The organism is Achromobacter maghribensis, assembly GCF_057334215.1.
Map to the genome: position 1 here is coordinate 10698 of NZ_JBHFII010000029.1, position 14272 is coordinate 24969.

12 protein-coding genes are annotated in these 14272 nt (G+C 66.7%); 4 read left to right on the top strand and 8 right to left on the bottom strand.

All coding sequences use genetic code 11. The annotated features are described in order from the left end of the window. Positions 1-367, top strand: a 367-nt coding sequence (locus ACE039_RS12530) for a methyl-accepting chemotaxis protein (protein WP_485822508.1), incomplete at its 5' end; no start/stop codon positions are given. A 35-nt stretch (positions 368-402) separates the two neighbouring features. Here ACE039_RS12530 and ACE039_RS12535 read toward each other — a convergent pair. The 8 genes from ACE039_RS12535 to hutC all read right to left on the bottom strand — a co-directional run bounded on the left by ACE039_RS12535 (position 403) and on the right by hutC (position 10431). Next, positions 403-1155 (bottom strand): carbon-nitrogen hydrolase family protein, encoded by a 753-nt coding sequence (locus ACE039_RS12535; RefSeq protein WP_485822509.1) that lies wholly within the window; start codon positions 1153-1155, stop codon positions 403-405. Between the two features lie 181 nt (positions 1156-1336). Further along, positions 1337-2554, bottom strand: a complete 1218-nt coding sequence (gene hutI / locus ACE039_RS12540; RefSeq protein ID WP_485822510.1) for an imidazolonepropionase — start codon at positions 2552-2554, stop codon at positions 1337-1339. Positions 2555-2577: 23 nt separating this feature from the next. After that, positions 2578-3927, bottom strand: coding sequence for an amino acid permease (locus ACE039_RS12545; RefSeq protein WP_485822511.1), 1350 nt, complete (start codon positions 3925-3927; stop codon positions 2578-2580). A gap of 200 nt (positions 3928-4127) precedes the next feature. Beyond that, positions 4128-5657, bottom strand: a complete 1530-nt coding sequence (hutH, locus tag ACE039_RS12550; RefSeq protein WP_448709713.1) for a histidine ammonia-lyase — start codon at positions 5655-5657, stop codon at positions 4128-4130. Positions 5658-5701: 44 nt separating this feature from the next. Continuing rightward, the gene (locus tag ACE039_RS12555; RefSeq protein ID WP_448709712.1) at positions 5702-7114 is read right to left on the bottom strand and encodes a purine-cytosine permease family protein; all 1413 of its coding nucleotides are present in this window, start codon (positions 7112-7114) and stop codon (positions 5702-5704) included. An 82-nt stretch (positions 7115-7196) separates the two neighbouring features. After that, on the bottom strand, positions 7197-8876 hold the full coding sequence (hutU, locus tag ACE039_RS12560) for a urocanate hydratase (protein ID WP_448709711.1): 1680 nt from the start codon (positions 8874-8876) through the stop codon (positions 7197-7199). 212 nt (positions 8877-9088) lie between these two features. Then, positions 9089-9691, bottom strand: a complete 603-nt coding sequence (locus ACE039_RS12565; RefSeq protein ID WP_485822512.1) for a HutD/Ves family protein — start codon at positions 9689-9691, stop codon at positions 9089-9091. After that, the gene (gene hutC / locus ACE039_RS12570; protein WP_448709709.1) at positions 9688-10431 is read right to left on the bottom strand and encodes a histidine utilization transcriptional repressor HutC; all 744 of its coding nucleotides are present in this window, start codon (positions 10429-10431) and stop codon (positions 9688-9690) included. Before hutC ends, ACE039_RS12565 begins: the two co-directional genes overlap by 4 nt. A 208-nt stretch (positions 10432-10639) precedes the next feature. On the opposite strand from hutC, the gene ACE039_RS12575 reads away from it, so the two are divergent. The 3 genes from ACE039_RS12575 to ACE039_RS12585 all read left to right on the top strand — a co-directional run bounded on the left by ACE039_RS12575 (position 10640) and on the right by ACE039_RS12585 (position 14172). Then, entirely contained in the window at positions 10640-10930 is a 291-nt protein-coding gene (locus ACE039_RS12575) for a metal/formaldehyde-sensitive transcriptional repressor (protein ID WP_105558960.1), read from the top strand. Between the two features lie 24 nt (positions 10931-10954). Further along, positions 10955-12064, top strand: a complete 1110-nt coding sequence (locus ACE039_RS12580) for an S-(hydroxymethyl)glutathione dehydrogenase/class III alcohol dehydrogenase (protein WP_100853426.1) — start codon at positions 10955-10957, stop codon at positions 12062-12064. Between the two features lie 170 nt (positions 12065-12234). Then, positions 12235-14172 (top strand): bifunctional metallophosphatase/5'-nucleotidase, encoded by a 1938-nt coding sequence (locus tag ACE039_RS12585; RefSeq protein ID WP_485822513.1) that lies wholly within the window; start codon positions 12235-12237, stop codon positions 14170-14172. Positions 14173-14272 lie beyond the last annotated feature (100 nt).

Consider the following 14272-nt stretch of genomic DNA (forward strand, 5'->3'; position numbering starts at 1 on the left):
CCCCCCCCCCGCCAAGGAGATCAAACAGTTGCTTAACGAGTCCGGCGCCACGGTGCAGGCCGGCGCCGCCCAGGTCGAGACGGCCGGCCGCAGCATGGAAGAGATCCTGGCAACCGTCGAACGCCTGACGCTGCTGGTCAGCGACATCGCGACGGCCTCGCGTGAACAGGTGACCGGCATCGATCAGGTGAACACGGCAGTGAACCAGATGGACCAGGTGACGCAGCAGAACGCGGCGCTGGTTGAAGAAGCCGCCGCGGCGGCGTCCTCGTTGGAGACCCAGGCGCAACGGCTGCAAGAGGCGGTCAGCGCGTTCCGGTTGCCCGCGCGGATCCGGGACCCGCGGGGCGTCGCGATAGCGGCTTGAGCGGGGCGTCGGCGCCGCGCCGCTCAAGCCCGGCATCACTCCCGCACGTAGCAGGGGTATCGCGACTGCTGCGCCCGGGAGCGGGCCGGATCCACGTCGACCACCACGATCGATTCGCTGTCGGTGGTCTGGGCCAGCGGCTCGCCGTCGGGCTGGAACGCGAACGCGCGGCCGCCGAACACCTGCCCGTCGGCCGTGCGGCCCGCCCGGTTGGAACTGACCACGTAGCAGCCGGACACCAGCGCCGCCATCGCGCCCGCCGTCAGCCAGCGGCCGACGGATGCGCCGCTTGCGCGCGGCACCACGATCAGCTCGGCCCCGTCCCGCCCGTAACGGCGCGCGCGTTCATTGAACATGAGCTCGGTGCACAGTTGCACGCCAAGGCGGATGCCGCCCACCTCGAAAACCTCGAAGCCCTGCATCGCGGGCTGGAACCAGGTGGCCTCGAAGAAGCCCGGCTCTTCAGGGAACATCTGCTTGTGATGCAGCGGGGTGTAGCGCCCGCCCTGCAAGGCGAAAGCTTCGTTGGCCAGGCGGCCGCCGGCCGGCACCGGGCGCGACGACACGACGGCGGGCAGTTCCAGCGCCGCCAACGCGCGCAAGCCGGCCTCGTGCAGCCGCACCGACTCGGCGGCCAGCGCCGGATCATACGCGGGTCGCGCCGCCAGCCAGGGGCCGAACGGCATCTCGTTGGTGACCAGCAAGTCGGGCGCCAGTTCGCCGATGCGGTCGGCGATGCCCTCCCAGGTCGCGCCTTCCGGCGCCAGGTCCACGGGCCCTTCCATCATGCAGATCCGCATACGTTTTCCTCTACGCTTTGGCCATGCGCGCCCGCCATCGAGCGCCTTCCCGCCACATCGTAGAACACCACGCCGGCCCCCGGCACGGCGCTGGCGCATCAGGTCCGGATCGGACGCCTGTTGGTCCGAATTTGCCGCAGCCGTGGCCAGGCTGGGCCATGGCGGGCGATCAGTGCAGGGCCGCCACGTCCACCACGCCGCCGTGCCGAATGATGCGCTTGGGAAGATCGCCGCCGATCCAATAGGCCAGTTCGGACGGATGGGCAACATTCCACGCCACGAAGTCGGCGATCTTGCCCGGGGCCAGCACGCCGTGGGTGGCCTGCAACCCCAAGGCGCGGGCCGCGTGGGTGGTAACGCCGGCCAACGCCTCTTCGGGCGTCATCCGGAACAGCGTGCAGGCCATGCCCAGCATCAGCCGCAACGACAGTACGGGCGACGTGCCCGGATTCAGATCGCTTGAAATGGCGATGGGCACGCCGTGCCGGCGCAGCAGGTCCAGCGGCGGCAGCTGCGTTTCACGCAAGGCGTAGAAGGCGCCCGGCAACAGCACCGCCACGGTGCCGGCGGCCGCCATCGCCACCACATCGCTTTCCGTCAGGTATTCCAGATGGTCGGCCGACAGGGCGCCATAACGCGCCGCCAGCGTCGCCCCATGCAAGGACGACAATTGCTCGGCATGCAGCTTGACCGGCAGATTCAGATGCGCCGCGGCCTTGAACACGCGTTCGACCTGTTCCGTCGAAAACGCCAGGTGCTCGCAGAACGCGTCGACCGCGTCGACCAGGCCTTCCGCGGCCAGCACGGGAAGCATGCGGCGCGCCACTTCGTCGATGTAGTCGTCGGCGCGCCCGGCATATTCCGGCGGCACGGCGTGCGCGGCCAGGCACGTGGCCTGCACCGTCAGCGGCAGCGTCTGGCCCAGGCGCCGCGCCACCCGCAGCATCTTGCGTTCGTTGGGCAAGTCCAGGCCATAGCCCGATTTGACCTCCAGCGTGGTGACGCCATCGCGCAGCAGGTGCAAGGCGCGCTGACGCGCGCTGACGTACAGCGCATCTTCCGAGGCGGCGCGCGTGGCGCGCACGGTACTGGCGATACCGCCGCCCTGTGCCGCGATCGTGGCGTAGTCCACGCCTTGCAAGCGCTGCTCGAACTCCAGGCTGCGGTTGCCGCCGAACACCAGGTGCGTGTGGCAATCGATCAGCCCCGGCGTGACCCACGTGCCGCCCAGGTCATGCACCTGCGCGGCGTCGACGGCAGGCAAGTCCGTTTCGGGGCCGATCCATTCGATGCGGTCGGCGAGCGTCACGATGGCGGCGTGCGGGATCGCCGAATAGACGCCATCCACCATCGTGGCGGCGTGGCAATTGCGCCAGACCTGTCTCATCCCTTTCTCCTGAAAATCGTCCATCAATCCGAACCCTGCGCCACCGGCGCCGGAATGCCGCCAGCGGGAAGGTTGGGATGCACCCACATGCGGTACGCCACGCACAGCAGCGCAATCCACACCACGCCCACGGCCAGCGCCGCCTGCGTCCGGGGGAAATAGCCCAGCACGCCAAACACGAACAGCATGAACGCGATCGCCGCGATCGGCCCCACGGGCCAGAACGGCACCGGGAATTTCAACGCCGCAACCGCTTCCGGACTCATCTTGCGCCGCATCGCCACTTGCGACAACAGGATCATCAGCCAGACCCAGACCGTGGCAAAGGTGGCGATCGAGGCGATCAGCACGAACACGCCTTCGGGGATCAGGTAATTCAGCACGACGCCCAGCAGCAGCGCCGCCGACATCACGACGACGGTCATCCACGGCACGCCGTGACGCGACACCGCGCCGAAGCCGCGCGGCGCCTGGCCCTGCTGCGCCATGCCATACAGCATGCGGCCCGCGCCAAAGATGTCGCTATTGATCGCCGACACGGCTGCGGAGATCACCACGATGTTGAGGATCGTGGCCGCCGAGCTGATGCCCAGGCTGTCGAAGATCTGCACGAAGGGACTGCCTTTGCTGCCGATCTGCGTCCACGGGAAGATGGACATCAGCACGAACAGCGTCAGCACGTAGAACAGCAGGATGCGCAGGGGCACCGCGTTGATGGCGCGCGGCAGCGTGCGGCCCGGGTCCTTGGCCTCGCCCGCGGTGATGCCGATGATCTCGATGCCGCCGAACGCGAAGACCACCACCGCCAGCGACGCGATCAGTCCGCCCACGCCGTTCGGCATGAAACCGCCGTGCGCCCACAGGTTATGCACGCCGGTCGCCGCGCTGTCCGCGTTCAGCCCGAAGCCGAACAGCATGATGCCCAGCCCGCCCGCGATCATCGCGATGATGGCGCCCACCTTCAACAGCGACAGCCAGAACTCCAGTTCGCCGAACACCTTGACCGAACACAGGTTGATCGCGCCGATGAAGCACACGATGGACAGCACCCAGATCCAGCGCGGCACGTCGGGATACCAAAAGCCCATGTACAGCCCGAAGGCCGTGATGTCGGCCAGGCAGACGATGATCATCTCGAAGGCGTATGTCCAGCCGGTCAGAAAGCCCGCGACCGGCCCGAGGTAGCTGGTGGCGTACTGCCCGAATGATCCCGACACCGGGTTGTGCACGGCCATTTCGCCCAACGCGCGCATCACCATGTAGACGGCGGCGCCCGCGATCAGGTAGGCCAGCAGCACCGAAGGCCCGGCCTCCTGGATGGCCTTGGCCGACCCGTAGAACAGCCCGGTCCCGATGGCGGACCCCAGGGCCATGAAGCGTATGTGCCGGGCAGTGAGCCCGCGTTTCAGATCCTGCGCTGTTGCCTGTGTTGTTGCCTGTGTTGTTGCCTGCATTCCTGTCTCCATGCACTTGTAATAGGCGAGCACCGTCAACCGCCCGGCGCGCGCCATCTGCGGGCGCTGTCATCAGGCGTGAAATCAATGCGGCCCCTCTCGGGGCCGCGGTATCGGATTTAAAGGCTGGGCAGCAGGCCTGCCGGCATCAGGCCGTTCAGGACCTGCGCGGCGATCAGGCCGCTGGCGGCGGCGATGTCCGGCGCGAAGAAGCGGTCTTCTTCGTAGTGCGGCACCTGTTCGCGCAAGGCGCGGCGCGCCTGCTCAAGCTGCGGCGACGTCTTCAGGCCTTCCCGGAAATCCAGGCCCTGGCAGGCGCCCAGCCATTCGATCGCCAGGATGTCGCGCACGTTTTCGGCCATGGCCCAGAGCCGCTTGCCCGCGTTGGGCGCCATGGACACGTGGTCTTCCTGGTTGGCGGACGTGGGCATGCTGTCCACGCTGGCGGGATGCGCCAGCGCCTTGTTGTCGCTGGCCAGCGCCGCCGCCGTCACCTGGGCGATCATGAAGCCCGAGTTCACGCCGCCCTTCGCCACCAGGAACGGCGGCAGTTGCGACATGTGCTTGTCCATCATCAGCGCGATGCGCCGTTCCGACAGCGCGCCGATTTCAGCTAGCGCCAGCGCCAGGTTATCGGCCACCATCGCCACGGGTTCGGCATGGAAGTTGCCGCCCGAGATCACGTCGCCCTGATCCACGAACACCAGCGGGTTGTCGGACACCGCGTTGGATTCGATCTGCAGCACCTGCGCGGCATGGCGGATCTGTGTCAGGCATGCGCCCATCACCTGAGGTTGGCAGCGCAGGGAATAGGGGTCCTGCACCTTTTCGCAATCCACGTGCGAATGACCGACCTCGCTGTCACTGTCCAGCAACCCGCGATAGACGGCCGCCACGTCGATCTGCCCGAGCTGGCCGCGCGCCGCATGGATGCGGGCGTCGAACGGCACGCGCGAGCCCAGCATCGCTTCCACGCTGAGGCTGCCGCACACGAGACCCGCGGCCATCATGTCCTCGGCCTCGAACAGGCCGCGCAAGGCATACGCGGTGGACACCTGCGTACCGTTCAGCAACGCCAGGCCTTCCTTGGCCGCCAGCGTAAGCGGCGCCAGGCCCGCGCGGGCAAGTGCATCGTGCGCCGGCAGCCATTGCCCCTGATGACGGGCGCGGCTTTCGCCCAGCAACACCATCGACATGTGCGCCAGCGGCGCCAGGTCGCCAGAGGCGCCCACCGAGCCCTTCAGGGGAATGTGCGGATAGACCTCGGCGTTCACCAGCGCGATCAGACTGTCGATCACGTGGCGGCGGATGCCGGAGTAGCCTCGGGCCAGGCTGTTGATCTTCAGCACCATGATCAGGCGAACCATGGCGTCGTCCAGCGCTTCACCCACGCCGGCGGCGTGCGAGCGCACCAGCGAGCTTTGCAGCGCCTGCAGGTCTTCGCGGGCAATCTTGGTGGATGCCAGCAGCCCGAAACCCGTGTTGATGCCATAGACGGTGCGGCCTTCGGCGATGATGCGCTCGACGGTTGCCACGCTGGCGTCGATGGCGTCACCCGCGCCGGGATCCAGCGTCACGCGGACCGGCTGCTGGTACACGCGCCGCAGATCCGACAACGTCAAATGGCCGGGTTTCAAATGCAAATCCATTCTGGGTCTCCTGTGCCGGTTGCCGGCATCATGCAATTTCATGGTCACGCCGGCTTTTCCGCCGGGTCGTGATGAACGGGCCGCGCGTCGCGGCGCGCGAACAGGTAGTAAAGGATGCTGGGCACGATCAGGCCGATGATCCACGAGATGTCCACGCCGCCCAGCCGTTCGACCATCGGGCCCGTATAGAGCTTGGTCGAGATGAACGGCATCTGCACCAGCACGCCGAAGGCGTAGACCAGGATGCCGGGCAGGTTCCAGCGCCCGTAGCGCCCGTTCGGATCCGACAGCGCGGCCACGTCGTACTGCCCGCGGTTCACGAAGTAGTAATCCACCAGGTTGACCGCGCTCCAGGGCACGAAGAACGCCAGCAAAAACAGGATGAACGACTTGAACGCATTCAGGAACGAATGCTGGCCGATCAGCGCCACGGCGGTGGCGGCCGCCACGATCAGCACCACGGCAACCGCCCGCTGGCGGCGCGTAATCTGGACCTGGCCCTTGACGCCGCTGACGATCGTGGCGATGCACATGAAGCTGCCATAGGAATTCAGCGTGGAAATCGTGATCTTGCCGAAGGCGATGCTGAAGTACAGCAGCGCCGCCATCGTGCCCGTGCCGCCCAGGCCCACGATGTAGGCAACTTCGCGCCCGGCGAACTGGCCCGCGGCCATCGCGGCGGCCAGCACGCCCAGCACCATCGCGATCTGCGCCCCCACCACCGACCCCAGCCCCACCGCCAGGAACGTCTTCGTGGACGACGTGGCGCTGGGCAGATAGCGCGAATAGTCCGCCACATAGGGGCCGTAGGCGATCTGCCAGGACGCCGCCAGCGATACCGCCAGCAGGAACGAGCTCCAGCTGAAATGCCGGATCTGCAGCAACTGGCCCACGTCGCCCAAAGCCATCACGCGGCTGAACAGGTAGACGAACGCGACGATGCCAAGGACGGTCGCGATGCGCCCGATGATGTGGATGACCCGGTAGCCGAACAAGGTGGCCGCGATGATCACCGCCGCGAAGATCAGGATCCCCGTGGTGTCGCTGACACCGAACAGCTGGCCCAGCGCCTGCCCGGACAGCACGGTACCCGTGGCCGTGAAGCCCAGGTACATCAGGCACACCAGCACGATGGGGATCGCCGCGCCGTAGACGCCGAACTGCACCCGGCTGGAGATCATCTGCGGCAACCCCAGCTTGGGCCCCTGCGCGGCATGCAACGCCATGACGCCGCCGCCCAGCACCTGCCCGATGAAGAGCCCGATCAACGACCAGAACACGTCGCCGCCCAGCACCACGGCCAACGCCCCCGTGACGATGGCGGTGATCTGCAGGTTGGCGCCCATCCAAAGCGTGAACTGGCTGTAGAGCTTGCCGTGCCGCTCGGACTCCGGGATGTAATCAATGGAGCGCCGCTCGATCAACGGCGCCTGTACCGCTTCGCTGTCCTCTGCCATCGCATTGCCTCGTGGGATGCGGGAAGACCGCCCGTTGCCGGTCGCGGCGCCCGCGGGATTAGGGTTGCGGCGGGATGCCGGCTTAGCGGTTGCCAGTGACCATCGGCAGGTTCAGGCCTTGCTCGCGCGCGCAATCGATCGCGATGTCGTAGCCGGCATCGGCGTGACGCATCACGCCCGTGCCGGGATCATTGGCCAGTACGCGGGCGATGCGTTCGGCGGCCTCGTCCGTGCCGTCGCACACGATGACCATGCCGGCGTGCTGCGAGAAGCCCATGCCCACGCCGCCGCCATGGTGCAGCGACACCCACGTCGCGCCGCTGGCGGTGTTCAGCAGCGCGTTCAGCAACGGCCAGTCCGACACGGCGTCCGACCCGTCGCGCATGGATTCGGTTTCGCGGTTGGGGCTGGCGACCGAACCCGAGTCCAGGTGGTCGCGGCCAATGACGATAGGCGCGGACAGTTCGCCGGAACGGACCATTTCATTGAATGCCAGGCCCAGCTTGGCGCGTTGGCCCAGGCCCACCCAGCAGATGCGCGCCGGCAAGCCCTGGAAGCTGATGCGTTCGCGCGCCATGCTCAACCAATGGTGCAGGTGCGCGTCGTCCGGGATCAGTTCGCGGACCTTGGCGTCGGTCTTGTAGATGTCTTGGGGATCGCCTGACAGCGCGGCCCAACGGAACGGGCCGACGCCGCGGCAGAACAGCGGGCGGATGTAGGCCGGCACGAAGCCGGGGAAATCGAACGCATCCGCCACGCCTTCTTCCTTGGCCATCTGGCGGATGTTGTTGCCGTAGTCGAAGGTGGGCACGCCCTGGCGCTGGAATGCAAGCATGGCTTGCACGTGCACGGCCATCGATTGCTTGGCGGCCTTGATGACGGCGGCCGGCTCGCGCCTGGCGCGCTCGCGGTAGTCTTGCCATGTCCAGCCCGCAGGCAGGTAGCCGTTCAGCGGATCGTGCGCGCTGGTCTGGTCGGTGACCATGTCGGGGCGCACGCCGCGGCGCACCATTTCGGGAAGAATCTCGGCGGCGTTGCCGCACAGGGCGATGGAGACCGCGCGGCCTTCCTTTGTGTAGCGGGCGATGCGTGCCAGCGCGTCGTCCAGGTCTTCGGCCTGTTCGTCGACGTAGCGGGTGCGCAGGCGGAAATCGATGCTGGTCTGCTGGCATTCGATGTTCAGCGAGCAGGCGCCCGCCAGCGTGGCGGCCAGCGGCTGCGCGCCCCCCATGCCGCCCAGTCCGGCGGTCAGCACCCAGCGGCCCGCCAGGTTGCCGCCGTAGTGCTGGCGGCCGGCCTCGACGAAGGTCTCGTAGGTGCCTTGCACAATGCCCTGGCTGCCGATGTAGATCCAGCTGCCGGCCGTCATCTGGCCATACATGGCAAGACCCTTGGCATCCAGCTCGTTGAAATGTTCCCAGGTGGCCCAGTGCGGCACCAGGTTCGAGTTGGCGATCAGCACGCGCGGCGCGTTGGCGTGAGTCTTGAAAACGCCGACCGGCTTGCCCGATTGCACCAGCAGGGTCTCGTCGTCGTTCAGGTTCGTGAGCGATTCAACGATCTTGTCGTAGCAGTCCCAATTGCGCGCCGCGCGGCCGATGCCGCCGTAGACCACCAGTTCCTTCGGGTTCTCGGCGACGTCGGGGTCCAGGTTGTTCATCAGCATGCGCAAGGGCGCTTCGGTCAGCCAGCTCTTGGCCGTCAGCTTATTGCCGCGCGGGGCGCGGATGACGACATCGCGGTATCGGTTCGATTGGTCCAAGAGGCTCTCCTTGATCAGTTCATTCGCGCGCCCATTGCCTGCGCGCCGGTTGCCTGCATCATAGGACGCCTATGCTTGTATATACAAGATAGTAAGACTGCTATTTGGATCAGGGATTTCCCTAGCGGCGACGCGCGTTGGGGCACGCGCCCTGCACCTTGCGTGCGCAAAAAAATGCCGCCCGACGGCGGCGTAAAGCAGCTTGCGCGGGGTCAGGCGGCGCGCGGCAGCAGTTCGATCACGCAGGCGTCCAGCGCGGCGGCGCCTTCCAGCCGGTATTCGGCCAAGCCCTCCTGCCTTTCGACATGCAGGCAGTCGTAACGCGACGGCAGCGTGTGCGCCGCGGCATCGACGCGCACCGACATCGCGTCGCCTGCGTTCAGCACCAGCACGCTGCGCGCAGCGCTATGGAAGGTCCAGGGACCGGCGCCCGTCACCCATTGCAGACGGGCATGCCAGCGCGCCGGCGAATAGAACAGATTGAAGTCCCGGATCGGGCCGTCAATCAGGCGGCACCACACCTCGGCCTCGCCCGCGAACGCATAGGCCCGACGCGGCGTCAGCGGAGCTTGCTCGCATCCGTTCACGGTCAGCTGAATGCCCGCGCCTTCCAGCACGGTGATGATGCGTTGATACCCGGTAAACGCCGAAAACCCGCCATCCTGCGCCACATCGGCAATGGACAGGCGCCAGTCGAAGGCGGCGGTGCTGCCACCCGGGTTGCAGGCCACTTCCTGCGTGGTGCCTGCGCCATTGCGCCACGGCATGCGCGGGTAATCGGCGGCGCGGTAGAGACGAATTTCGGGTGGCATCATGACGAAAACTTGCCTTCCAGACGGTGACGCGACCCGGGGTGGATCAGACGGGCCAGGGTAACTGCGCGGTCGCCAGACCAGGTGCGGCGGCTGATCAGCAGGCACGGTTCGTCGCGCTCGATCTGCAGCAGCTGGCACTCGCGAGGCTTGGCCAGAATGGCCTCGACGACGTGTTCGCCCTCGCTCAGCGGCGCCACGCGCGTCAGGTATTCATACGGCGTGCTTTGCGTGAAATCCTGCTTCAGATAGTCGGGCGCCAGGCGCACATTCACATAGCGGTCTTCCAGCTGGATCGGAATGTCGTCTTCGTAGTGCACGATGACCGAGTGGTAGACCGGCTGCCCCGCGCGGATCTCCAGCGCCTGCGCCTGCTCGGCGCCCGCCGGCTCTTCGGCCAGGCGCACCACGCGGCTATGGTGCCGGTGGTTGCGCGCGGCGATCTCGTCGGCAATGTTGTTGACGGCAAACAGCGCTGACCGCGCCTTGGGTTGCGCCACGAACGTGCCCACGCCCTGCATGCGCACCAGCAGCCCTTCCGACGTCAGTTCCCGCAGCGCGCGGTTGATCGTCATGCGGCTGAATCCCAGTTCATCGACCAGTTCGCTTTCCGACGGAACGCGGTAGTGCGCCGGCCATGCGCCGCTGCGTATCTGTTGCGCGATCATCTGCTTGACCTGCGCATAAAGCGGGGCGGGAAGGGCATTGGCCTGGGCGGGTAATCTGGGAGGGGAAGCGGCCACGGGAATTCCTGTTGTGCGCTGCAAGGCGGTGTCAATCGGTCAGCGTCAAGTATAGACAGGTACAGATGTCCTGCGGCCCGGCCGCGCGTCGGGATGGGGCGACGAGCCTGTCGCCCCATCCCAGAAGCACCCGGGGCAGCGCCCCGGCAGTGGACGGACGGCGTCGGATTCCTTATACTCCCCCCCTGTATCGTTTTCGGAGCCTGCCGTGCCGCATTCGCCGGAAGAGAAAAAGCGTGTCGTCACCCGCCTGCGCCGCATCCAGGGGCAGGCGTTAGCATTGGAACGCGCGGTAAACGCTGGCACGGAGTGCGGGGCCCTGCTGCAGCAGCTGGCCGCGTTGCGCGGCGCCGCCACCGGCCTGATGGCCGAAGTGCTGGAAAGCCATCTCCGGGAAACCTTCCTGCAATCCGCCCAGGGCGGGCCGCAAGACGCCGCGATCGATGCCGAAGCCGAGGTCGATCAGCTGATGCGCATCGTCCGTTCCTATTTGAAATAAGCCCGACATTCGTGGAGTAACGCTATGAAATCACGCGCAGCAGTCGCATTCGGACCCGGCAAACCGCTGGAAATCGTTGAAATCGACGTCGCGCCGCCCCAACGCGGCGAAGTGCTGGTGCAGATCACGCACACCGGCGTCTGCCACACCGACGCCTTCACCCTGAGCGGCGACGACCCCGAAGGCCTGTTTCCCGCCGTGCTGGGCCATGAAGGCGCCGGCATCGTCGTGGAAGTCGGCGAGGGCGTCACGTCCCTGAAGCCGGGCGACCACGTCATCCCGCTCTACACGGCCGAATGCCGCGAGTGCAAGTTCTGCCTGTCCGGCAAGACCAACCTGTGCCAGAAAGTGCGCGCCACGCAGGGCAAGGGCGTCATGCCCGACGGCACCTCGCGCTTCAGCTACGAAGGCAAGCCGCTCTACCATTACATGGGCTGCTCGACGTTCAGCGAATACTCCGTCGTGAACGAAATCTCGCTGGCCAAGATCAACCCGGCCGCGCCGCACGAAAAGGTCTGCCTGCTGGGCTGCGGCGTGACGACCGGCCTGGGCGCCGTGCACAACACCGCGAAGGTCAAAGAGGGCGATACCGTCGCCGTGTTCGGTCTGGGCGGCATCGGCCTGGCCGTGATCCAGGGCGCGGTGCAAGCCAAGGCCGGCCGCATCATCGCCGTGGACACCAACCCGAACAAGTTCGTGCTGGCAAGCGCCATGGGCGCCACTGACTGCATCAACCCCAAGGACTACGACAAGCCCATCCAGGATGTCATCGTCGAACTCACGGACGGCGGCGTGGATTTCTCGTTCGAGTGCATCGGCAACGTGCACGTGATGCGCGCCGCGCTGGAATGCTGCCACAAGGGCTGGGGCGAGAGCATCATCATCGGCGTGGCCGGCGCCGGTCAGGAAATCAGCACGCGTCCGTTCCAGCTGGTTACCGGCCGCGTCTGGCGTGGCTCCGCCTTTGGCGGCGTCAAGGGCCGCACGCAACTGCCGGGCATGGTGGAAGACGCCATGAGCGGCAAGATCGACCTGGACCCGTTCGTGACGCATACGCTGCCGCTGGAGCGCATCAACGAGGCGTTCGACCTGATGCATGAAGGCAAGTCGATCCGCACCGTGATCCACTTCTAAGCCCGCCTTCCCACAGGCGGCACCCGACAGGCCCGGCGCGATGCGCCGGGCCTGTTTTTTTGTGACACGGACAAGACAGCGCGACGCCCGCGCATGACAACCCTGTCATTCATCTTGACGTCATCTTCGGCCGCAACCATTCGCCCTTCCAATAACGAGGGATCACACGAATGATTACGTGGAAGAGGAATGCAGGCGCCGCGATGCTGAGCGCCCTGTTGCTGGCCGGTTGCGGCGGCAGCGATGACGACGACGACGAGACGTCCAGCCCGGCGCCGGAACAGCCCGCGCCCGAGCAGCCCGCCGCCAGCCGGCCGATGGAACTGACGATCCTGCACATCAACGATCACCATTCCAACCTGGACAGCAAGAAGAAAGACCTGAAGCTCAAGAACGCCGCCGGCGCGGCGGTGGCCGTGAACGTGGAAGTCGGCGGATTTCCGCGCGTGACGGGCGCCTTCAACGCGCTGTCCGCGCAGTCGGCCAACGTGCTGAAACTGCACGCGGGCGACGCCAATACCGGCACGCTGTACTTCAACCGCGCAGGCGAAGCCGGCGAGGCCGACGCGGCCATGATGAACACGGTGTGCTTTGACGCGATGACGCTCGGCAACCATGAGTTCGACAAGGGCGACAGCGGTTTGAAGCGCTTCATCGACCTGTTGCATGCCGGCGCCTGCCAGACGCCGCTGCTCAGCGCCAACGTCACGTTCGCCGCCGCGTCGGCGCTGAATCCGTCGCGGGCGCCCGGCCTGGTCAAGCCTTCCATCGTGCTGCAGCGCGACGGCCAGCCGATCGGCATCGTCGGCCTGACGATCGCCAACAAGACGCAGCAATCGTCCAGCCCGGACGTCGGCACGCTGTTCTCGGATGAAACGGCGGCGGCGCAGGTGCAGATCGACGAACTGCGCGCCAAGGGCGTGAACAAGATCGTGGTGATGAGCCACGTCGGCTACGGCTATGACAAGCAGATCATCCCCAATCTGAGCGGCGTGGACGTGGTGGTGGGCGGTGACTCCCACACGTTGCTGGGCCCGGACGCGATGACGGCTTACGGCGTGGGTTCGCCGGCGGGCGCCTACCCCACCGTGCTCCAGAACAAGGACGGCAAGCGCGTGTGCCTGGTGCAGGCCTGGGAATATTCGCAAGTGGTCGGCGAACTGAAGGTCAGCTTCGACGCCAACGGCGACGTCACGGCCTGCGCCGGCACGCCGCACGTGCTGATGGGCGACGCGTTCACGGTGGCCGGCGCTGCGCCCGCCCCCGCCGACAACGCCGCCATCCTGGCCGACGTGGCGGCCAGCGGCTTCCTGCGCATCCAGCAACCCGACGCGCAGGCCACGACTGTGTTGCAGCCGTTCAAGGCCCGCGTCGACGCCTTCAGCGCCAGCCTGGTGGCCTCGGTGCCGCAGGAACTGTGCTCGCGCCGGGTGCCGGGCGGTCCGGGCTCGCGCGACTACGGTCGCTCCAGCGCCGCATGCAACACGCTGGGCAGCGTCAGCCTGCGCGGCGGCGACATCCAGCAGCTGGTGGCGCAAGCCTATCTGGAGGTCGCCAACGCCAATTACGGCGGCGCCGATATCTCGTTGCAAAGCGGCGGCGGCGTACGCGTGCCCTTGCTGGGCAACGTGACGGCCGCCAACGTCATCGAAGTGGTGCCGTTCGGCAACATGCTCTGGCGCCTGGAGGTCACGGGCACCGAGGTCAAGAGCATGCTGGAAGACGGCATGCAGGCCGTCTACGGCCCGGGCGGTTCCACCGGCCCGTACCCGTATGCCGGCGGGTTGCGCTGGGACGTGAACGCGGCGCAGGCCCAGGGCAGCCGCGTGACGAACATCGAAGTGCGGGACGCCGCCAGCGGCAACTGGTTGCCGCTGGACGCGGCGCGCACCTACAAGCTGTTCGTGCTGAGCTTCAACGCCACGGGCGGCGACGGCTACAAAACCCTGGCCAACGTCCCCGCCGCGCGGCGTCAGGACATCGGCGTGCTGGATGCCGACGTGCTGCAAAGCTATATCGACAAGCAGGCCAAGGACCCGGTATCCGGCCTGCCGGTACTGAACCTGCTGCCCTTCAGCCTGTACAGCACCAAAACGTACAGCGAGTGACCGCAGCGCCGCTGACCTGAGCGCAGGGTCTTTATTGCGCTAACCGGACGGGGGGGGGATTATGCAAGAAAATACTTGCATAATATGAGGGCCGTCGTTT

Coding starts and splice junctions, on each gene's coding strand:
- ACE039_RS12535 (WP_485822509.1), bottom strand. CDS start 1,155: ATGATGGAAGGGCCCGTGGACCTGGCGCCGGAAGGCGCGACCTGGGAG.
- hutI (WP_485822510.1), bottom strand. CDS start 2,554: ATGAGACAGGTCTGGCGCAATTGCCACGCCGCCACGATGGTGGATGGC.
- ACE039_RS12545 (WP_485822511.1), bottom strand. CDS start 3,927: ATGGCCCTGGGGTCCGCCATCGGGACCGGGCTGTTCTACGGGTCGGCC.
- hutH (WP_448709713.1), bottom strand. CDS start 5,657: ATGGATTTGCATTTGAAACCCGGCCATTTGACGTTGTCGGATCTGCGG.
- ACE039_RS12555 (WP_448709712.1), bottom strand. CDS start 7,114: ATGGCAGAGGACAGCGAAGCGGTACAGGCGCCGTTGATCGAGCGGCGC.
- ACE039_RS12565 (WP_485822512.1), bottom strand. CDS start 9,691: ATGATGCCACCCGAAATTCGTCTCTACCGCGCCGCCGATTACCCGCGC.
- ACE039_RS12580 (WP_100853426.1), top strand. CDS start 10,955: ATGAAATCACGCGCAGCAGTCGCATTCGGACCCGGCAAACCGCTGGAA.
- ACE039_RS12585 (WP_485822513.1), top strand. CDS start 12,235: ATGATTACGTGGAAGAGGAATGCAGGCGCCGCGATGCTGAGCGCCCTG.